The organism is Streptomyces kaniharaensis (genome assembly GCF_009569385.1).
GTDB lineage: Bacteria > Actinomycetota > Actinomycetes > Streptomycetales > Streptomycetaceae > Kitasatospora > Kitasatospora kaniharaensis.
Genome location: NZ_WBOF01000001.1, coordinates 214,126 through 233,946, shown reverse-complemented (window position 1 = coordinate 233,946; position 19,821 = coordinate 214,126). Strand labels below are relative to the sequence as shown.

Below are 19,821 nucleotides of genomic sequence, written 5' to 3'. Positions count from 1 at the left end.
CCGGCCGCCGCATACTGGCCGCGTGACGAGCGCAGACGACGGGTGTGCGGCGGGCCGGCGCGAGGTGCTGAGGGCGGGCGCGGCGGCGCTGCTGCTCGGCGCGGCCGGGTGTGCGAGCGGTAGCAAGAAGTCGGTGGCGGTGACGAGTTCGGCGAACGGCCCGACCGTCACGGCGACGCCGGCCCCGACCGCGACCGCGACCGCGACCCCAGCCCCGACCCCGACCCCGCTCCCCAACCCGCCGCTCTGGCAACCCGGCCCCTCCGAGGTGGAGCCCGACGTCAAGCGCCGCGCCGTCGAACTGGTCGCCGCGCTCGGCGCCTGGCCACTCGGCGGCCAGGGCGTGGAGGCGGCCCGGGCCCGGGTGGCGGCGCTCGGCCTGCCGCCGGGGCTGGCCGACCAGGCCGGCCCGCTCGCCCCCGCCGCGCCGGAGGCGAGCCTGGAGGTGATCAACGCCCAGTACGGCGGGATCCTCGCCGACTCGGCGAGCGTGCTGGCGGTCTGCCGGCAGTGGACCCGGCAGCCGGACGGCTCGGTCGCGACGGGCGGCACCACGGTGGACGTCCGCCTCAGCCGCGCCGAGCCGCGCTGGACCGTCACCGACCTGCACCCGGGCGACCCCGGCCCGCCCGCCGCCGCGCCGTCCCCGGCCGTGGCCCAGGTGCTGGCGCAGCCGCGGATCGAACTGCCGCCCGAGGCGGTCGCGGACCTGCGCAGCGGCACCGTCCACGACAGCGTGCTGCACGCGATGCTGCGCCTCGCCGGTACCTACACGCTGTCGGTGAGCGTGGTGCGGACCGGGCACCCGCTGAACGTCTTCGGCACCACCCGGCCGAGCGACCATCCGCCGGGCCGGGCCTTCGACGTCTGGCGGATCGACGGCCGGGCGGTGGTGGACCCGGGGACGCCCCGGCAGCTGATCGAGTCCTTCATGCGGGACGCGGCCGCCGCCGGGTCGTACAACGTGGGCGGTCCGGTGGCGATCCCGGGCGCAGGCAACCAGTTCTTCACCGACGACACCCACCACGACCACGTCCACATCGGATTCACCGAGTAGCGGAGCGCCATCAGTTGACCTTGACCGCGCTCCAGGCCGCCGCGACGGCCTTGTACTCGGCGCTGTTGAGCCCGTACAGGTCGCTCGCGGCGTTGAGCGAGGCGGTGCGCGCGCCCTTGTAGGTGGTGGTGGACGTCATGTAGACGGTCAGCGCGCGGTACCAGATCTTGGCGACCTTCTGGTTGCCGATGCCGGTGACGGTCGAGCCGTTGCAGGTGGGGCTGTCGTAGGTGACGCCGTTGATGATCTTGCTGCCGCTGCCCTCGCTGGCGAGGTAGAACCAGTGGTTGCCGACGCCCGAGGAGTTGTGCACGTTGAGCTTGCCGACCGTGCTGCTCCAGCAGTCCGCCGACTTGCCGTCCAGCGAGGGCTTGTCGAAGCGGCGCAGCCACGGCGGGGTGGACTGGTCGCTGAACAGGTAGTCGGGGGTGTCGAACGTGTTGTTGGCGTACCACTCCACCATCGTCCCGAAGATGTCGCTGGTGGACTCGTTGAGGCCGCCGGACTCGCCGCTGTAGCGCAGGTTGGCGGTGGCGCTGGTGACGCCGTGGGTCATCTCGTGGCCCATGGTGTCGAGGTCGACCTGCTCCGGGTCGGTGGTGCCGTTGCCGTCGCCGGTCATCATGCAGAAGCAGCTGTCGGACCACTGGGCGTTGTCCCAGTTGGTGCCGACGTGGACGAAGACGGTGGCGCCCCTGCCGTCGTTCTTGATGCCGTTCCGGCCGAAGGTGTTCTTGTAGTAGTCGTACGTCCAGGCGGTGTTGGCGTGGGCGTCGACGGCGGCGGTGGAGCGGTCGGCGGAGAACTTCTGCCCGTCGCCCCAGACGTTGGTGCTGCTGGTGAACTCCGTCCCGGAGCTCGCCTTGAGCGAGCTCGCCGAGATGTTGTCGGCGTCCTTGGTGACGTGGCCGCGGACCGGGTCCTTGAGGGTGTAACCGCCGCCCGCGGCAGGGGTGGTGTCGACGGTGACGTCGCCGGTGTACTCGGAGTGCCCGGTGCCGGTGGCCTGGTGCTCGGCGTCGTAGGCCTCGATCTGCTCGCCGGTGGAGGCGTCGGTGACGACCACGCGCCCGGCGGGCTGGCCGTGCTCGCCGACGCCCTCGACGGTGGTGCGCCAGGCGAGCCGGGGCGTGCCGTCGGCGGCCCAGACGACCAGTTCGGGGGTGCTGGTGGCGTCGTTGACGCCGGGGGCGGCGGCGATCGCGGTCCCGGCGGTGGCCTGCGCGGGGACGCCGGGGGCGGTGGACTTGACGGCCGGGTCGTGGGCGGCGGCGCGGGAGGAGTCCTTGAGCCGGCCGCGGGCGTCCTGGTGGACGACGAGGTCGCCGCCGACCACGGGCAGGCCCTGGTAGGTGCGGTCGAAGCGGACGTGCGAGGCGCCGTCGGCGTCGAGGATCACGTCCTTGACCACGAGGTCCTGGCCGGTGCCGAAGCCGAACACCCCGGCGTTGCGGGCGACGTTGGCCCGGGCCTGGGCGATCGCGGCGTCCCGCCCGGCGGGGGCGGCCGAGGCGGTGCCGGTGGGGACGGCGACGGCGACGAGGGCGGCGACGACGGTGATGGCTCCGGCCGTGAGGGTGCGGCGGGAGGAGGAGGTGGGGCTCACTCTGACTCCAGTGGGGGTAGCTGCAGGGAAGCGAGCGGCTCATGGCTGCTCGCGAAGAGCTGCGACCGAGATTGACGGCGATCAGTCAGAGAGAGCTAGAGGAACGGTCATATCTTTGCCAAGTCGTGTCCAAGGAAAAGCAACAGATGATCAGAAACCGATCAGAACTGATCAAAGCTGAAAATCGAGCATCCGGACGCGCTGTGACGATGCGTTCGCGGCAGTGGTGGTCCGCATCCCATGGGCTCGCCTGCACGTCCTCGGTGTGCCGCACTGAGATGTCGACCGCCCGCGCGGCCGCCCGTCGAAGCCCCCGGGAGGTGGCGGTCGGGTTTCGATCGGGGGGTGGGTGTGGACGCCGATTCGGCCATACGTAAGGTATGCCTTAGCTAAGGTGGCGTCGCCGACCCGTTCGGTGCCCCACCCTCGCCGAGTCCCGCCGTGGCATCCCCATGCCCTTTTCCGTTGGAGCCCGCATGTCCGCCCGCCGCCGTTCCACCGCAGCCGCGCTGCTCACCCTCGCCGTGGCGATCGCCACCCTGGCCGGCTGCGCGGACAAGAAGGACGACAAGGCCGGCAGCGCCGACGCCGTCACGGTCAACGCCACCGACTCCGCGTGCGAGGTCTCCAAGACCAGCGTCCCGGCCGGGCACGTCATGCTGGACATCAGCAACAAGGGCTCGAAGACCACCGAGGTCTACGTCTACGGTGACGGCGACAAGATCATCACCGAGCGCGAAAACATCGGCCCCGGCACCAAGGCGACCATCGACGCCGAGATCAAGGCCGGCTCGTACGAGATCGCCTGCAAGCCCGGCATGGTCGGCGACGGCATCCGCCAGAAGATCACCGTGACCGGCGAGGGCGGCGCCTCCGCCGCGGCCGACCCGCGCCTGGCCGGCGCCGTCGACGCCTACCGCAAGTACGCCCAGGAGCAGGCCGACACCACCATCCCGGCCGTCGAGGCCTTCGCCGCCGCGATCAAGGCGGGCGACGTGGAGAAGGCCAAGTCGCTGTACGCGGCCTCGCGCACCGGCTGGGAGCGCACCGAGCCGGTCGCCGAGAGCTTCGGCGATGTCGACCCGAAGACCGACACCCGCGAGGACAAGGTCGAGGCCGGCAAGGAGTGGACCGGCTGGCACAAGCTGGAGAAGTCGCTCTGGGCCGACGCGAAGATCGGCGACGACGAGAAGAAGCTCGCCGACCAGCTGGTCAACGATCTGAAGGACTGGCAGAAGAAGATCCCCTCGGCGGAGATCACCGCGACCAGCATGGCCAACGGCGCCAAGGAGCTGCTGGACGAGGTCGCCACCAACAAGATCACCGGTGAGGAGGACCGCTACAGCCACACCGACCTGGCCGACTTCCAGGCCAACGTCGAGGGCGCGCAGAAGGCCTACGAGCTGCTGAAGCCGGTCGCCGCCGAGAAGGACCCCGAGCTGTCCAAGACCCTGGACTCCGAGTTCGCCGCCATCCAGGCCCTGCTCGCCAAGTACAAGCAGGCCGACGGCACCTTCACCTCCTACGACAAGGTCGCCCAGGCCGAGCGCAAGACCTTCTCCGACGCGGTCAACTCGCTGGGCGAGCCGCTGTCGAAGCTGGCCGCCGCCGTGGTCGCCAAGTAACACCCGCGATCACCACCCCGAGTACCCAGTCACCCCACTGACGCCGTGGCGGCCCCGAACCGGCCGCCACGGCATCCGTGAGTCAGCACAGAGAAGGGCCCGCCCGCCGATGGACGCCGAGAACGAGCAGCAGAACGGAACGCCGGCCGGTACCGACGCCGCCGCCCCGAGGAGCGCGGTCAGCCGACGCGCCGTCATCGGCTGGGCAGGTGCGGGCGTCGCGCTCGGCGCCGCCGCCGTCGGCTCGGTCGCCGCGGCCACCCGCCAGGACGACCCCGCCCCGGCGCCGGCCGCCGCGTCCGGCGCCGAGGTCCCGTTCTACGGCGACCACCAGGCCGGCATCGCGACCCCGGTCCAGGACCGGCTGCACTTCGCCGCCTTCGACGTCTCCGAGAAGGCCACCCGCGAGTCGCTCGTCAAGATGCTCAAGGAGTGGACGAAGGCGGCCGCCGCGATGACCGGCGGGCGCGAGGTCGGCACCGGCGCCGCCACCGGCCTTCCCGAGGCACCGCCGGACGACACCGGCGAGGCACTCGGCCTGCCCGCCTCCCGGCTCACCATCACCATCGGCTTCGGCCCGAGCCTGTTCGAGAAGTCCGGGCCGGACGGACAACCCGTCGACCGCTTCGGCCTGAAGGCCAAGCGCCCCGAGGCCCTGATCGACCTGCCGGCCTTCCCGGGCGACAAGCTCGACCCGCTGCGCAGCGGTGGCGACCTCTGCATCCAGGCCTGCGCCGACGACCCGCAGGTCGCCGTGCACGCGATCCGCAACCTGGCCCGGATCGGCATGGGCACCGTCAGCATTCGCTGGTCGCAGCTCGGTTTCGGCAAGACGTCCTCCACCACCCCGGACGCCCAGACCCCGCGCAACCTGATGGGCTTCAAGGACGGCACCCACAACATCGCCGGCACCGACACCGCCAAGCTGTCCGACCACGTCTGGGCCGCCTCCGGCGACGGCCCAGACTGGATGACCGGCGGCTCCTACCTGGTCGCCCGGCGGATCCGGATGCACATCGAGACCTGGGACCGCACCTCGCTCAAGGAGCAGGAGGACGTCTTCGGCCGCACCAAGGGCGAGGGCGCCCCGTTCGGCAAGGTCAAGGAGCACGACGACCCGGACCTCAAGGCGATGCCGGCCGACTCGCACGTCGCCCTCGCACACCCGGACGCCAACAACGGCCTGATGATCCTGCGCCGCGGCTTCTCCTTCACCGACGGCACCGACGGCCTCGGCCGCCTCGACGCCGGCCTGTTCTTCCTGGCCTACCAGCGCGATACGCGCAAGGCCTTCGTGCCGCTCCAGCAGCGGCTGGCCGGCAGCGACAAGCTCAACGAGTACATCCAGCACGTCGGCTCCGCCCACTTCGCCTGCCCCGCGGGCGTCCGCAAGCCGGGGGAGTGGTGGGGCCAGGCCCTGTTCGGCTGACCCTCCCGTGACCCGTACGTACCACCTCTTCACCCCCAGGGAGCCCGCGTGTTCGGCAACTACCTGATCGGGCTGCGCGAAGGCCTCGAAGCAAGCCTGGTTGTCTGCATCCTGATCGCCTACCTGGTCAAGACCGAGCGCAGGGACAAGCTGCCGCCGGTGTGGATCGGCGTGGCCTCGGCCGTGGTGCTCAGCATGGCCTTCGGCGCCGTGCTGCAGTTCGGCTCCTCGCAGCTCACCTTCGAGGCCCAGGAGGCGCTCGGCGGTTCGCTGTCGATCATCTCGGTGGGGCTGGTCACCTGGATGGTGTTCTGGATGCGCCGCACCGCCCGGCACCTGAAGTCCGAGCTGCACGGCAAGCTGGACGCGGCCATCGCCATGGGCACCACGGCCCTGGTGGTCACCTCCTTCCTGGCGGTCGGCCGCGAGGGCCTGGAGACCGCGCTGTTCATCTGGTCGGCGGTGCAGGCCACGGGTGACGGCTACAACCCGCTGATCGGCGCGGCGCTCGGCCTGCTCACCTCGGTGGTGCTCGGCTGGCTGTTCTACCGCGGCGCGCTGAAGATCAACCTGGCCAAGTTCTTCACCTGGACCGGCGGCATGCTGGTGGTCGTCGCGGCCGGCGTGCTCGCCTACGGCGTGCACGACCTCCAGGAGGCCGGCTGGCTCCCCGGTCTGCGCAGCGTGGCCTTCGACATCTCCAGCAGCATTCCGAAGGACAGCTGGTACGGCACCCTGCTGAAGGGCGTCTTCAACTTCCAGCCGGACCCGACCGGGCTCCAGCTGGTGGTCTGGCTGCTCTACCTGCTGCCGACGCTGGCGGTCTTCTTCAACCTGTTCGGCGGCCGGGCGAAGCCCGTCACCGCCAAGCCGGCCGCCTGACCGGCCCGTTCGCCCCCTGATCCGCCCCGCCCGGCACCTGCCGAGCGGGGCGGATCCGTCTCCGCCGTTGACGCTGTTGGTGCCTTCGCAGCGGCTACTCCACGGCGACGCCGAACGCCCCCGCGAGCCCGGCCAGGCCGTTCGTCACGGCCTTGCCCGACGGCGTGAACCGCCAGCCGCCGCCGTTGCGTTGGAACGAGCCGACGAGCATCGCGGTCTCCGGCATGCCCCCGGTGTGGGCCGTCCACTGCTCCGTGCCCGTCGCCCCCGGGGCGTAGGACCCGGCGAGCGCCAGCCCGTGCACGTACCCGAGCGGCAGCGCGGGCGGCTCCTCCTCCTCGGTCGAGACGGCGATCACCACCTCCTCCACCGCGGGCCCCAGCCGGGCCAGGTCCAGGGTCAGCCGGGCCGCGCGGACGGGCTCCCCCGGCACCGAGCGGGTGGGGTGCAGGCGGACCGCGCCGTCCGGGTCCTGCGGGTTGTTGAAGAACACGAAGTGCTCGTCGCTCAGCACCCGGCCCGAGGCGCACAGGAACGCGGTGACGTCCAGCTCGACGGAGTCCCCGCCGGCCGTCCGGCTGCCCCAGGCGAGTTCGATGCCGGTGTGACGGTCCGCCGGCTCGTCCTCGCCGGGCTCCGGCCGGCCCGCCTGCGGGCCGCCGCCGAGCCGTCCGCGCAGCCCCTGCTCGGCCAGCAGCTCGACCAGCTCCGGGCCGCTCACCAGCGTCAGCGGCTTGTTGCGGATGTACTGGTACGAGCCCGGGCCGAAGCCCGCCGTGGTCACCAGGATGCCCTTGATCGCGCCGTGGTGGCGGACCGTGGAGTCCAGGTCGCGGACGGCGGTGGGGGAGACCGTCGAACGGTAGCGCTTCGCCTGGATCACGATCTTCCCGCCGGTCACCGGATCCAGGTCCTCGGCGATCACGTCCACCCCGACGTCGCCGCTGCGGGCCGTCGTCATCACCCGGAAGCCGCGCAGCCGGAACAGCTCCGCGATCAGGTTCTCGAAGTCGATCGGGTCCATCTCGAACAGGTCCGGGTCGTCCTCGCCGCCGTGCCCGGCCACGCTCCCGCCCACCGTCTCCGGCAGTCGTCCCGGCTTCACCTCGTCCAGCCGCTCCGGCCGCGCCGACAGCGTGCCGCCGAGGCCCTGGAAGCACTCCACCGGCGCGACCCGGTCCAGCGCCAGCCCGGCGAAGTCCGCGCGCGAGGCGGTCAGCGTGGACAGGAAGCGCTCCGACTCGCGGCCGGTGGCCGGGTCGATGCCGCGGACGAAGCCGTTCAGCACCACCGAGTCCAGCATGCCGTCCCGGTCCGCCCGGAACAGCTCGGCCGCCACCCGCAGCGCCGTCTGCGCCAGCACCTCCCGGTAGAGCGCCTTGCGCTCCGTCGCCGGGCGGGCCACCTCGGCCTCGCGGTCGTCCGACTTCACGTACCGCACCCGGGCCGCGGCCGGCACCACGTCCGGGCCGGGCAGCTCCCAGTTCACCACCAGCTGGCGGGTCGGCGCCTCCCAGGCCGCCACCAGCCGGTGCGGGAAGCCCTCCGGCCAGGCCGCGGAGGCGTACAGGCCGGCGGTGAAGTACTCCTGCACCGCCTCCGGCTCGCCCGCGCGCAGCCGGCGCAGCAACTCCTCGGTACGGGCGGAGCGTTCCTCGTCCTCCCGGCGGTGCCGGGCCACCCGCTCCAGGTACTCCTGGTGGCAGGCGGCCAGCCGGCGCTGCCGGTCCGCCTCCTGTGCCTGTGCGGCGTACCAGTCCTGCTCGAACCGGGCCCGGGCCTCGGCCACGTACTGCTCGTACCGCTGCCGGACCCCCGGATTGCGGGCCTGGGCAGGGTCCGGCGCGGGCACGAGGTAGTTCGTCTGATCGGGCATCGCGACGGGCTCGCCGAGTGGGCCAGGGTCGAACGGCGGCACCGGCAGCGGGGCCAACAGCGCCTGCGGACCGAATGCCGGCTCGCGCAGGCCGGCGGCCAGCAGGCCGCGCAACTCCTCGACCCGGCCGTCCAGTTCGGCCGTCCGCCGGGCCGCCTCCGCCTCCCGGGACTGCTGGTAGGCGCGCTGCGCCTCACGCTCGCCCCGGGCCGCCGCCCGCTGAGCCTCCCGCAGCTCGCGCTCCCGCCGGCGCTCCTCCGCCGCCTGCGCGCGCCAGCGGGCCTCCTCCCGGCGCTGCTGCTGCCGCTGCGTCTCCGCCCAGACCGACAGCACCCCGTCGTTCCGCCGCCCCGCCACCGTCCACCCCTTTGCTCCGCCGCCCGCCTCCCGGCCGGCACGCCACCGCGCCCGCCACAATAGAACGTGAACAGCCCACCCGGCCAAGCGCCCGCGACCTGCGACGCTTTCCGGGTGCTGCGCGGGGCCCGGGTGGCGGACGTGATCGAGCGCCACCCGCGATCCGGCGCCCGTCCCGAACGGACTTCCGCCGTCGCACCGCGCGCCTCGGATACCCCTGGGGGTAAGCCTGCTAGGCTCCCCCAGTAATACCCCCGGGGGTAGGACCGCGAGAAGGAGTGGCCGGTGTACTTCGTCGACACCCTGGAGACCGAGGGCCTTGGCAACCGCAGCTACCTGGCCGGCGGCCCCGGCGGGGCGGTGGCCGTCGACCCGCCCCGCGACATCGACCGGGTCATCGCCGCGGCCGCCCGCCGGGGCGTCCCGATCGCGTACGTGGCCGAGACCCACGTGCACAACGACTACGTCACCGGCGGCCTGGAGCTCGCCCGCCTCACCGGTGCTCACTACCTCGTGCCCGCCGACGCGGCCGTCTCCTACCGGCGGGTGCTGGTGCACGACGGCGACGAGTTCGACGTCGACCCCGTGAACGGCCTCGGCCTGCACGCCGTCGCGACGCCCGGGCACACCCCGCACCACACCTCGTACGTGCTGACCGAGCGCGGCCGACCGCTCGCCGCGTTCACCGGCGGCTCGCTGCTGATCGGCACCGTCGGCCGCCCCGACCTGGTCGAGCCCCGGCTCACCGAGGAGCTGGCCCGCGCCCAGCACCGGTCCGCCCGCCGGCTCGTCGAGCAACTCCCGGACGAGACCGCGGTGCTGCCCACCCACGGCTTCGGCAGCTTCTGCTCGGTCGGCCGGGTCGGCACCGACGCCACCACCACCATCGGCGCCGAACGCCACCGCAACGACGCCCTGGTCAAGGACGTCGACCGCTTCGTCGCCGACCTGCTCGCCGCCCTCAGTGACATCCCCGCCTACTACGCCCACATGGGGCCGGTGAACTCCGCCGGACCGCGCCCGCTCGACCTCACCCCGCCGGAGCCCGCGGACGCCGAGGAGCTGGCGCGCCGCCTGGCCGCGGGGGAGTGGGTGGTCGACCTGCGGGCCCGCACCGCCTTCGCCGCCGGGCACCTGGCCGGCTCGTTCAACTTCGAGGGCAAGGGCAGGCTCGCGACCTACCTGGCCTGGCTGATCCCCTGGGGCAAGCCGGTGACCCTGCTCGCCGCGAGCCCCGAGCAAGTCGCCGCCGCCCAGCGCGAACTCGCCCGGGTCGGCATCGACCGCCCCGCCGCGGCCGCGACCGGCCGGCCGGAGGACTGGCTGCGCCCCGGCGACCACCTGCGCGCCTTCCCCCGGGCGACCTTCGCCGACCTGGCCGCGGTGTGGCGCACCGGCGCCCGCCCGGTGGTCCTGGACGTCCGGCGAAGCGCCGAGCGCGCCGCCGGCCGGATCGAGGGCAGCCTGCACGTCCCCGTGCACCAACTCCACGGCCGCACCGCCGAGTTGCCCGAGGGAAGCGAGGTGTGGGTGCATTGCGCCACCGGCATGCGCGCGGCGATCGCGGCGTCACTGCTGGACGCGGCCGGGCACCGGGTGGTGGCCGTCGACGACGACTTCGCGGTGGCAGCCGCGGCGGGCCTGCCGGTCGACACCTCCGACGAGGCGGGCTGACGGAGGGCCGGACGCCGGGCGCGGGCAGCGAACTGTGGGTGCACTGCTCCGGCGGCATGCGCGCGGCGATCCCACGACTCTTCCCGGGCGGCCGTGCCCGCTGTCAGTGCCGGCAGGTAGCCTCTCTGTTCCGACGGGGAGGGACAGACGTGACGACCGCACCACAGCACCCGGACCGGCCCGGTGGCTGGATCTCCACCGGCCTGAGCTGGCACGAGGGCCGACCGCGGCTCGGCGCCGTGCACGGCACCCGGACGCACGAGCGCGTCGTCGCCGCGGGCACCGAGGTCGGCTGGCTGCTCGGCGGGCCGCGCCGCTGCACCGGGGCCTGGCTGGCCGGTGCCACCGAGCGCACCCCGTGCCCGCACCACGCCGCGATCGACCCGCACGGCGGCGCCGTGCAGTGCCCGGCCTGCCAGAGCGTCGACCGCGGCCTCGCCCTCGCCCGGGACCAGATCCTCGACGACGGCCGCACCTACCTGCTCTACCTCGCCTGGTTCGGCGACGGCCTGCTCAAGGTCGGCCTCACCGCCGAGCAGCGCGGCGACAGCCGGCTGCTCGAACAGGGCGCGCTCGCCTACGTGTTCACCGCCCGTGGCGGCCTGCCGGCGATCCGACGCGCCGAACTCACCGTCGCCGCCTCGGGCCTGGCCCGCGAGCGCTTCAAGAGCCGCGCCAAGACGGACCGCTGGTGGACGCACGGCGACGCCCCGCACCGCCGCGAGGTCCTCGCCGACGCCCGCGCCCGGGCGCACCAGCTGCTGGACGGCCACGCCCTGGAGCTGCTCGCCGACCGTCCGGTCACCGACCACGTCGACCGCTTCGGCCTCGCCGGCGGCGCCCCGGAGAGCTACCGGTACGTCGGCGGGCTCGCCCACGGCGCCGTCCTCACGGGCACCCTGCGGCCGCCGGTCGGCCGTCACCTCTTCCTGGACCAGGCCGACGGAAGCGGCCCGCTGCTCCTCGACACCCGGCTGCTCACCGGCTGGACGCTCACCGCGGTCGCCGGCCGGGCCACCACCGGGGTGGCGCTGGAGGAGCGCGTCCGCCCGCCGGAGCCGGACACCCAGGAGGCGCTCTTCTGACCGGCGTGCTACCCCAGCCGGCTGCGCAGCCCGCCCGGACCGGAGCGCGCCCGCAGGGACAGCGGCGGCCGTGACGGCCGGACGTCGGAGCGTGCGGGCGGCTCGCCTTCCGTCGCCCGCCGGGCGGCCGCGGCGCAGGCGGCGGCCAGCGCCAGCCGGGCGAGCAGCGGGTCCTCGCCGACCCCGGCGGCCAGCTTCGCCGCCTGGCAGCGCGAGCACCAGACCGGCGAGGCCGGCCCGTCCGGATACCTCATGCTCTCCGGCGGCAGGTAGTGCCCACCGCACTCGACGCACTCGAAGACCAACCTCATCCGACGATCACCGTCCCGGATCCGTGGCACCGACCGCATGGGGACCAGAAGGTGTGGATCCTCGGCACCATGCTTCCTTCCTCGTCCAGTTCGACCGTGGCCTCGGTCTTCTGGGTCCCCCCGGACCCGCCGCAGCCGGCACAGGACTGAACCTCGGGCATATGCCGTCCTTCCGTAGCGGAGGACCACCGTAGCGCGAATTCTCTCGTGGCAGCGCGGCTCCTGACGATCCACCACCCCTCCGGGGAGCGCATGTTCAGCCGCGCACGCCCCGTACGACAGCGGCCCCTCGTGCACGCACGAGGGGCCGGACGAGGGGCAGGAAAGGGGCCGGAAAGGACCCGAAAGGGTCGGCGGACGGGCGTCAGCCGCGGGCGGCGGCCCGCAGGTACTCCCGGTTCATCGCGGCGATGCTGGGGAGCGGGATGCCCTTCGGGCAGGCGGTGGCGCACTCGCCGGTGTTGGTGCAGCCGCCGAAGCCCTCCGCGTCCATGGCCGCGACCATGTTCCGCACCCGGGAGGCGCGTTCGGGCGCGCCCTGCGGGAGCACGTTGAGGTGGACCACCTTGGCGGAGGTGAACAGCATCGCCGAGCCGTTCGGGCAGGCGGCCACGCAGGCGCCGCAGCCGATGCACTCGGCGTGCTCGAAGGCGGTGTCGGCGGTCTCCTTGGGGACGGGCGTGGCGTGCGCGTCGGGGGCGCTGCCGGTGGGGGCGGTGATGTAGCCGCCGGAGCCGATGATCCGGTCGAAGGCGGAGCGGTCCACGACCAGGTCCTTGACCACCGGGAAGGCGGCGGCCCGCCACGGCTCGACGTCGATGGTGTCGCCGTCCTCGAAGTGCCGCATGTGCAACTGGCAGGTGGTGGTCCGCTCGGGGCCGTGGGCCTGGCCGTTGATGACCATGCCGCAGGCGCCGCAGATGCCCTCGCGGCAGTCGTGGTCGAAGGCGACGGGCTGGTCGCCGCGGGTGATCAGTTCCTCGTTGAGGGTGTCGAGCATCTCCAGGAAGGACATGTCCGGGCTGATCCCGGTGACCTGGTAGGTGGTCATCGAGCCGGGTGCGTCCGGGCCCGCCTGGCGCCAGATGCGCAGGGTGAGGTTCATGCGTAGCTCCGCTGGGTGGGGTGGACGTACTCGAAGTCGAGCGCCTCGCGGTGGAGGACGGGGGCGGTGCCGGTGCCGGTGAACTCCCAGGCGGCGGCGTAGCCGTACTCCTCGTCGCGCCGGGCGGCCTCGCCGTCCGGGGTCTGGCTCTCGGTGCGGAAGTGGCCGCCGCAGGACTCGGCGCGGTGCAGGGCGTCCAGGCACATGAGTTCGGCGAGCTCGAAGTAGTCGACGAGCCGGTTGGCCTTCTCCAGGGACTGGTTGAGCTCCTGCCCGGTGCCGGGGACCTTGATGCGGTGCCAGAACTCGTCGCGCAGCTGCGGGATCCGGGCGAGGGCGCGGCGCAGGCCGGCCTCGTCGCGGGCCATCCCGCACTCGTTCCAGAGGAGTTCGCCGAGTTCGCGGTGGAAGGAGTCCGGGGTGCGGTCGCCGTTGACCGCGAGGATGAGGTTGAGCCGGTCCTCGACCTCGGCCTCCGTCGAGGCGACGGCCGGGTGGTCGGCGGGGACGGCGGGCAGCGGGTTGCGCGCCAGGTAGTCGTTGAGGGTGGGCGGGAGGACGAAGTAGCCGTCCGCGAGGCCCTGCATGAGGGCGCTGGCGCCGAGCCGGTTGGCGCCGTGGTCGGAGAAGTTGGCCTCCCCGATGGCGAACAGACCGGGGACGGTGGTCTGGAGGTCGTAGTCGACCCAGAGCCCGCCCATCGTGTAGTGGATCGCCGGGTAGATCCGCATCGGCACCCGGTACGGGTCCTCGGCGGTGATCCGCTCGTACATGTCGAAGAGGTTGCCGTACCTGGCCGCGACGGCGTCGCGGCCCATCCGGCGGATGGCGTCGGCGAAGTCCAGGTACACGCCCTGCCCGCCGGGGCCGACGCCGCGGCCCTCGTCGCAGACGTTCTTGGCGGCCCGGGAGGCGATGTCGCGCGGTACCAGGTTGCCGAAGGACGGGTAGATCCGCTCCAGGTAGTAGTCCCGCTCGTCCTCGGGGATCTGCGCCGGCGGCCGGTTGTCGCCCTTGGCCCTGGGCACCCAGATCCGGCCGTCGTTGCGCAGCGACTCGCTCATCAGGGTGAGCTTGGACTGGTGGTCGCCGGAGCGCGGGATGCAGGTGGGGTGGATCTGGGTGAAGCACGGGTTGGCGAAGTGGGCGCCGCGCCGGTGGGCCCGCCAGATCGCCGTGGCGTTGGAGTTCTTGGCGTTGGTGGAGAGGTAGAAGACGTTGCCGTAGCCGCCGCTGGCGAGGACCACGGCGTCGGCGGTGTAGGTGCGGATCTCGCCGGTGACGAGGTCGCGGGCGACGATGCCGCGGGCCCGGCCGTCGACGACCAGCAGGTCCAGCATCTCGGTGCGCGCGTGCATCTCCACGTTCCCGGCGGCGATCTGCCGGGAGAGTGCCTGGTAGGCGCCGAGCAGCAGCTGCTGGCCGGTCTGGCCGCGGGCGTAGAAGGTGCGGGAGACCTGGACGCCGCCGAAGGAGCGGGTGTCCAGCAGGCCGCCGTACTCGCGGGCGAACGGGACGCCCTGGGCCACGCACTGGTCGATGATCTCCACCGAGACCTGGGCGAGCCGGTGCACGTTGGACTCGCGGGCGCGGAAGTCGCCGCCCTTGACGGTGTCGTAGAACAGCCGGCGGATCGAGTCGCCGTCGTTGCGGTAGTTCTTGGCCGCGTTGATGCCGCCCTGGGCGGCGATGGAGTGCGCGCGCCGCGGTGAGTCCTGGAAGCAGAACTGGACGACGTGGTAGCCCTGTTCGGCGAGGGTGGCACCGGCCGCGCCGCCGGCGAGGCCGGTGCCGACGACGATCACGGTGTGCTTGCGCCGGTTGGCCGGGTTGACCAGCCTGGCCTCGAACCGCCGCTGGTCCCAGCGCTGTTCGATCGGCCCGGCGGGGGCCTTGGTGTCGGCGATCGGCTCGCCGACGGTGTACGAGGCGTAGCTGCTCACTTCACCACTCCGGTCATCACGGCCACGGGGACGGACAGGAAGCCCACGGTCAGCACCAGGGCCAGGCCGTTGGCGGTCAGCTTCAGCACCCGGTCCGTACGGGCGTTGTTGGCGCCGAGGGTCTGCGCGGCGCTCCAGAAGCCGTGCCGGACGTGCAGGCCGACGGCCAGCATCGCGACGATGTAGATCACGCAGCTGTACCACTGCCCGAACGAGGCCACGATGTTCTGGTACGGGTGGCCGTGCTGGGCGGCCGGGTTCACGGTGAGCGTGGTCAGGTCGAGGATGTGCCAGACGATGAACAGCGCGAGGATCACCCCGCCCCAGCGCATGGTCCGGGTCGCGTAGCTCGCGCGGCGGCGCTGGTGCACGTACTTGGTCGGCCGGGCGGCGAGGTCGCGCCGGCTGAGCTGGTAGGCGGAGACGCCGTGCGCGACCACGGCGGCCAGCAGGCCGGCGCGGGCGATCCAGAGGAACCACTCGTACCGCAGGAAGGGCTCGCCGAGGGTGCGCAGCCAGTGCGCGTAGCCGTTGATCTCGTCCGGGCCGAAGAACACCTTGAGGTTCCCCAGCATGTGCGCGACCAGGTACAGCAGCATGACCAGTCCGCTGACGGCCATGACCGCCTTCTTGCCGACGGTCGACCGCCAGAGGGTCAGCAGGGTGGACGGGTGCCGGGCCGTCCGAGTCGCGGTTGTCATGGCAGCAACGGTAGGAGCGGCCGCAAGGGTGCGTCCAAGACATGCTGCGGCTCGTGACGATAGCCTGTGCCTATCAGGGCGCCGTACGCTGGGTGAATGCAGCTCCAGCAACTCCGCTACTTCCTGGCCGTGGCAGACACCTGCCACTTCACCCGGGCCGCCGAGGCGGTGCACGTCGCGCAGCCGTCGCTGTCGCAGCAGATCCGGGCGCTGGAGAGGGAGTTGGGTGCCGAGCTGTTCCACCGCACCCGGGGCAACATCGCCCTCACCGATGCCGGGGACGCGCTGCTGCCGCTGGCCCGGCGCATCCTGGCGGACACCGAGAGCGCCCGTCTGGCCGTCCAGGAGACCCTCCAGCTGCGCCGCGGCCGCGTCCGGCTCGGGGCGCCGCCGAGCCTGTGCACCAGCCTGGTGCCGGACGTGCTGCGGGTGTTCCGGGACCGCTACCCGGGGGTGGCGCTGGTGGTGCGCGAGGGCGGCTCACGTGACCTGGTCCGCTCGCTGGCGGCGGGGGAGCTGGACCTCGCGCTGATCATCACCCCGCCGAGCGGCGAGGCGGCGCCGGCCCTGGACGTCACCGAACTGCTGCACGAGGAGCTGGTGTTGGTCTCCGCCGAGGAGCGGGACCGGCGGTGGGCCCGGGTGGCGGAGCTGCGCGGGCGGCCGCTGGTGATGTTCCGCGAGGGCTACGACGTCCGGGAGGCGGCCCTGGCGGCCTGCCGGGCGGCCGGGTTCGAGCCGGAGTTCGCGGTGGAGGGCGGTGAGATGGACGCGGTGCTCGGCTTCGTCCGGGCCGGGCTCGGGCCGGCCGTGCTGCCCGGCATGGTGGCGGCCCGTTCGGGGCTCGCCGTCACCCCGTTCGAGGGGCCGGGCCTGGGGCGCACGATCGCCGTCGCGCACGGCCGCGAGGTGCCGCTCACCCGCGCCGCCGGCGCGTTGCGCTCGACGCTGCTCGCGCACCTGCACGACGCCGCCCGGTGCGGCGAACTCCCGCCGGGCACGCGGCTGTTGATCTGACGAAGGCCCGGAGCATCAAAGCCCCGGGCCTTCGTCACGAACCGGATCAGGCCGGCAGCACGGCCTCGATCGCGGCGATCACCTCGTCCGACTCCGGGTCGACGCCCGGCCGGATCCGGGCGGTGACCACGCCGTCCGGCGAGACGACGAACTTCTCGAAGTTCCAGGTGACGTCACCGGCCTGACCCTCGGCATCAGCCTTCCGGGTGAGCTGCTCGTACAGCGGGTGCCGGTCGTCACCGTTCACGTCGGTCTTCTCGAACAGCGGGAACGTCACGCCGTAGGTGGTGGAGCAGAACGTCTGGATCTCCTCCGCGGTGCCCGGCTCCTGCGCGGCGAACTGGTTCGACGGGAAGCCCAGCACGCTGAACCCGCGTGCGGCGTAGCGCTCGTGGAGCCGCTCCAGGCCCGAGTACTGCGGGGTGAGGCCGCACTTGGAGGCGACGTTGACGATCAGCAGCGCCTTGCCCTTGTAGTCGGCGAGCGAGGCGGCCTCGCCGGACAGCGTGCGCAGCGGAATGTCGTACAGGCTCACGGTGGTCCCTTTCGGCAGGTCGGTCAGGGCGTCTTCCGGGGTTTACGGTAGCGGCCCCGGAGGGGTCAACCACGCCGACGGCTCCGGTGTTCCGAGAGTGTGGGGGCGCACGGAGCGGCTCGTCCGCCCCCACACGGCGGGATCAGAGCGACAGCGGCCGGACGGCGGTCGGCGCGTGCTCGGGCAGGGTGGCGAGCTCCTCGAACTCGTTGACCTTGTCGATGTCGTTGCCGCTCATCGAGATGTTGGTGACCCGCTCCAGGATCGCCTCGACGACGACCGGGACGCGGAACTCGGCGGCCAGCTTCTTGGCCTCCTCGAACGCGGGCAGCAGGCCCTCCGGCTCGGTGACCCGGATCGCCTTGCAGCCCAGGCCCTCGGCGACCCTGACGTGGTCGACGCCGTAGACGCCCAGCTCCGGCGCGTTGATGTTCTCGAACTCCAGCTTGACCTGGAAGTCGATGTCGAGGTTCCGCTGCGCCTGGCGGATCAGGCCGAGGTAGGAGTTGTTCACCAGCACGTGGATGTAGGGGATCCGGTGCTGGGCGCCGACGGCCAGTTCCTCGATCATGAACTGGAAGTCGTAGTCGCCGGAGAGCGCGACGACCTGGCCCTCGGGGTCGGCGGTGGCGACGCCGAGCGCGGCCGGGATGGTCCAGCCGAGCGGGCCGGCCTGGCCGCAGTTGATCCAGTGCCGCGGCTTGTAGACGTGCAGCATCTGCGCGCCGGCGATCTGGGAGAGGCCGATGGTCGTGACGTAGCGGGTCTCCGGGCCGAAGGCCCTGTTCATCTCCTCGTAGACGCGCTGCGGCTTGAGCGGCACGTTGTCGAAGTGGGTGCGGCGCTGCAATCGGGCCCTGCGGGCCTGGGTGGAGCCGGCCCACTCGCTGCGGTCCCTCAGCTGCCCGGCGGCCTTGAGCTCCTTGGCCACCTCGACGAAGAGCTCCAGCGCGGCCTTGGCGTCGGAGGCGATGCCGAGGTCGGGGGCGAAGATCCTGCCGATCTGGGTGGGCTCGACGTCGACGTGGACGAACGCGCGGCCCGCCGTGTAGACGTCCAGGCCGCCGGTGTGGCGGTTGGCCCAGCGGTTGCCGATGCCGAGGACGAAGTCGGAGGCGAGGAAGTTCTCGTTGCCGTAGCGGTGCGAGGTCTGCAGGCCGACCATGCCGGCGTTCAGCTCGTGGTCGTCCGGGACGATGCCCCAGCCCATCAGGGTCGGGACCACCGGCACGCCGGTCAGCTCGGCGAACTCCAGCAGCAGCGCGGAGGCGTCGGCGTTGATGACGCCGCCGCCGGCGACGATCAGCGGGCGCTGCGACTCCTGGAGCAGCGCGACGGCCTTCTCGATCTGGATCCGGTTGGCGGACGGCTTGTAGACCGGCAGCGGCTGGTAGGCCTCCGGGTCGAAGTCGATCTCGGTCAGCTGGACGTCGATGGGCAGGTCGATCAGGACCGGGCCCGGACGGCCGGAGCGCATCAGGTGGAAGGCCTGCTGGAACACGCCGGGGACCTGCGCGGCCTCCAGCACGGTGGTGGCGGCCTTGGTGACGGGCCTGGCGATCGAGGCGATGTCGACGGCCTGGAAGTCCTCCTTGTGCAGGCGGGCGACGGGCGCCTGGCCGGTGATGGCGAGGATCGGGATCGAGTCGGCGATCGCCGAGTACAGGCCGGTGATCATGTCGGTGCCGGCCGGGCCCGAGGTGCCGATGCAGACGCCGATGTTGCCGGCCTTGGCGCGGGTGTAGCCCTCGGCCATGTGGGAGGCGCCCTCGACGTGCCGGGCCAGGGTGTGCCTGATCCCGCCGGAGGCCTGGAGCGCGGCGTAGAAGGGGTTGATGGCCGCGCCCGGCACGCCGAACGCGACCTCAACGCCTTCGAGCTTGAGGATCTCCACGGCCGCGCGGGCGGCTGTCATACGAGGCATCGGGTTTCTCCTGCGTCGGCCCGCAGTGGGTCGGAGGGCTCATCTCCAGAATTCCACCATACGGAAGAGCGGTTTCTGTATGTGGAAACAACGTACGATGGGCCTGCCGGGGCGTCAAGGGTCGGTTCAACAGAATGTGGAAGATGGCCCTGTCGGCCGAACATGCAGGTCGGAGCGACTCTGGTTCGTACGCGTGACCGTTGATCGTGCTGGTGTGCCCGGGAGAGCGCCCGTTCCGGGCCGGAATGCGTGCCCGGTGTGCGGTGGGTGTGAAGGGGTGGTGTGCAAGGTTGGCCGCTCTCGCGCCCGTGGGTACCGTCGGTGGCACGCCGGGCCCGTGACGTCCAACTGAGGCCGCGGCAGGGGGATTTGGGACCGACCGCGGAGCGGGGAGCTCCGGCGGCGGGTCCCGTCCAGGACCAGCGCGCCCGGTCCGCCGCACCCGAGCGAGAGACGCACCCCTGCCGCACCGACCCGACACCCATCGCCCCCGCCCGGTGCCGCCGCCAGGCCCGCCCCGGGCGGCCGACGCACCGATGTCGCCTCCGCCGCGCGGCCCGTCCCGTCGCCCGCCCCGACGCTCCCTGCCCGTCGCCCGCCCCGATGCACCCTGCCCAGCAACAGCGTGCCCGTTGCCGCGGGCGCGCGGAAGGACGTACCCATGTGCTGCAACCCCCTCCGGCACCCGGCGGTG

15 protein-coding genes are annotated in these 19,821 nt (G+C 72.6%); 7 read left to right on the top strand and 8 right to left on the bottom strand.

Features of this window, described 5'->3' with window-relative positions; translation table 11 throughout:
* Positions 1-22: 22 nt before the first annotated feature.
* Positions 23-1,057, top strand: coding sequence for a hypothetical protein (locus tag F7Q99_RS01025; protein ID WP_326846123.1), 1,035 nt, complete (start codon positions 23-25; stop codon positions 1,055-1,057).
* Positions 1,058-1,067: 10 nt separating this feature from the next.
* Here the strand turns inward: F7Q99_RS01025 and F7Q99_RS43010 are convergent, their stop codons facing one another.
* Positions 1,068-2,663 carry a M4 family metallopeptidase gene (locus F7Q99_RS43010; protein ID WP_326846122.1) on the bottom strand — a complete coding sequence of 532 codons (1,596 nt, stop codon included), beginning with the start codon at positions 2,661-2,663 and terminating at the stop codon, positions 1,068-1,070.
* Positions 2,664-3,139: 476 nt separating this feature from the next.
* Here F7Q99_RS43010 and efeO point away from each other — a divergent pair, with 476 nt between their 5' ends.
* From efeO to efeU, 3 genes are all read left to right on the top strand, one after another.
* Positions 3,140-4,288: an iron uptake system protein EfeO gene (gene efeO / locus F7Q99_RS01015; protein WP_153459640.1), complete on the top strand. Its 1,149-nt coding sequence runs from the start codon at positions 3,140-3,142 to the stop codon at positions 4,286-4,288.
* Positions 4,289-4,397: 109 nt separating this feature from the next.
* Positions 4,398-5,717, top strand: coding sequence for an iron uptake transporter deferrochelatase/peroxidase subunit (gene efeB / locus F7Q99_RS01010; protein ID WP_153459639.1), 1,320 nt, complete (start codon positions 4,398-4,400; stop codon positions 5,715-5,717).
* Between the two features lie 48 nt (positions 5,718-5,765).
* On the top strand, positions 5,766-6,599 hold the full coding sequence (efeU, locus tag F7Q99_RS01005; protein ID WP_326846121.1) for an iron uptake transporter permease EfeU: 834 nt from the start codon (positions 5,766-5,768) through the stop codon (positions 6,597-6,599).
* A gap of 94 nt (positions 6,600-6,693) precedes the next feature.
* Here the strand turns inward: efeU and F7Q99_RS01000 are convergent, their stop codons facing one another.
* Positions 6,694-8,832, bottom strand: a complete 2,139-nt coding sequence (locus tag F7Q99_RS01000) for a restriction endonuclease (RefSeq protein ID WP_326846120.1) — start codon at positions 8,830-8,832, stop codon at positions 6,694-6,696.
* 285 nt (positions 8,833-9,117) lie between these two features.
* Between F7Q99_RS01000 and F7Q99_RS00995 the strand changes: the two genes are divergently transcribed.
* Positions 9,118-10,506, top strand: coding sequence for an MBL fold metallo-hydrolase (locus F7Q99_RS00995; RefSeq protein ID WP_326846119.1), 1,389 nt, complete (start codon positions 9,118-9,120; stop codon positions 10,504-10,506).
* Between the two features lie 149 nt (positions 10,507-10,655).
* Positions 10,656-11,591 carry a DUF2797 domain-containing protein gene (locus F7Q99_RS00990; protein WP_195910966.1) on the top strand — a complete coding sequence of 312 codons (936 nt, stop codon included), beginning with the start codon at positions 10,656-10,658 and terminating at the stop codon, positions 11,589-11,591.
* An 8-nt stretch (positions 11,592-11,599) separates the two neighbouring features.
* On the opposite strand, the gene F7Q99_RS00985 is transcribed toward F7Q99_RS00990, so the two are convergent.
* The 4 genes from F7Q99_RS00985 to F7Q99_RS00970 form a co-directional block, all read right to left on the bottom strand.
* A complete protein-coding gene (locus F7Q99_RS00985; RefSeq protein WP_153459636.1) occupies positions 11,600-11,902 on the bottom strand; it encodes a hypothetical protein in 303 nt (100 codons plus the stop codon).
* 364 nt (positions 11,903-12,266) lie between these two features.
* Complete coding sequence (locus F7Q99_RS00980) at positions 12,267-13,007, bottom strand: succinate dehydrogenase/fumarate reductase iron-sulfur subunit (protein ID WP_153459635.1); 741 nt, start codon at positions 13,005-13,007, stop codon at positions 12,267-12,269.
* The gene (locus F7Q99_RS00975) at positions 13,004-14,950 is read right to left on the bottom strand and encodes a fumarate reductase/succinate dehydrogenase flavoprotein subunit (protein WP_326846118.1); all 1,947 of its coding nucleotides are present in this window, start codon (positions 14,948-14,950) and stop codon (positions 13,004-13,006) included. Before F7Q99_RS00975 ends, F7Q99_RS00980 begins: the two co-directional genes overlap by 4 nt.
* Positions 14,947-15,651: a succinate dehydrogenase cytochrome b subunit gene (locus F7Q99_RS00970; RefSeq protein ID WP_153459634.1), complete on the bottom strand. Its 705-nt coding sequence runs from the start codon at positions 15,649-15,651 to the stop codon at positions 14,947-14,949. Before F7Q99_RS00970 ends, F7Q99_RS00975 begins: the two co-directional genes overlap by 4 nt.
* A 96-nt stretch (positions 15,652-15,747) precedes the next feature.
* On the opposite strand from F7Q99_RS00970, the gene F7Q99_RS00965 reads away from it, so the two are divergent.
* The gene (locus F7Q99_RS00965) at positions 15,748-16,668 is read left to right on the top strand and encodes a LysR family transcriptional regulator (RefSeq protein WP_153459633.1); all 921 of its coding nucleotides are present in this window, start codon (positions 15,748-15,750) and stop codon (positions 16,666-16,668) included.
* Positions 16,669-16,714: 46 nt separating this feature from the next.
* On the opposite strand, the gene F7Q99_RS00960 is transcribed toward F7Q99_RS00965, so the two are convergent.
* Together F7Q99_RS00960 and gcl are read right to left on the bottom strand one after the other, a co-directional pair.
* Positions 16,715-17,203, bottom strand: coding sequence for a glutathione peroxidase (locus tag F7Q99_RS00960; protein WP_326846117.1), 489 nt, complete (start codon positions 17,201-17,203; stop codon positions 16,715-16,717).
* Between the two features lie 142 nt (positions 17,204-17,345).
* A complete protein-coding gene (gcl, locus tag F7Q99_RS00955) occupies positions 17,346-19,127 on the bottom strand; it encodes a glyoxylate carboligase (protein ID WP_153459631.1) in 1,782 nt (593 codons plus the stop codon).
* Positions 19,128-19,821 lie beyond the last annotated feature (694 nt).

Excerpts from the sequence above, each read along its gene's own strand:
- F7Q99_RS00985 (WP_153459636.1), bottom strand. The coding sequence starts at position 11,902 with ATGAGGTTGGTCTTCGAGTGCGTCGAGTGCGGTGGGCACTACCTGCCG.
- efeB (WP_153459639.1), top strand. The coding sequence starts at position 4,398 with ATGGACGCCGAGAACGAGCAGCAGAACGGAACGCCGGCCGGTACCGAC.
- efeO (WP_153459640.1), top strand. The coding sequence starts at position 3,140 with ATGTCCGCCCGCCGCCGTTCCACCGCAGCCGCGCTGCTCACCCTCGCC.
- F7Q99_RS00980 (WP_153459635.1), bottom strand. The coding sequence starts at position 13,007 with ATGAACCTCACCCTGCGCATCTGGCGCCAGGCGGGCCCGGACGCACCC.
- F7Q99_RS00965 (WP_153459633.1), top strand. The coding sequence starts at position 15,748 with ATGCAGCTCCAGCAACTCCGCTACTTCCTGGCCGTGGCAGACACCTGC.
- gcl (WP_153459631.1), bottom strand. The coding sequence starts at position 19,127 with ATGCCTCGTATGACAGCCGCCCGCGCGGCCGTGGAGATCCTCAAGCTC.
- F7Q99_RS00970 (WP_153459634.1), bottom strand. The coding sequence starts at position 15,651 with ATGACAACCGCGACTCGGACGGCCCGGCACCCGTCCACCCTGCTGACC.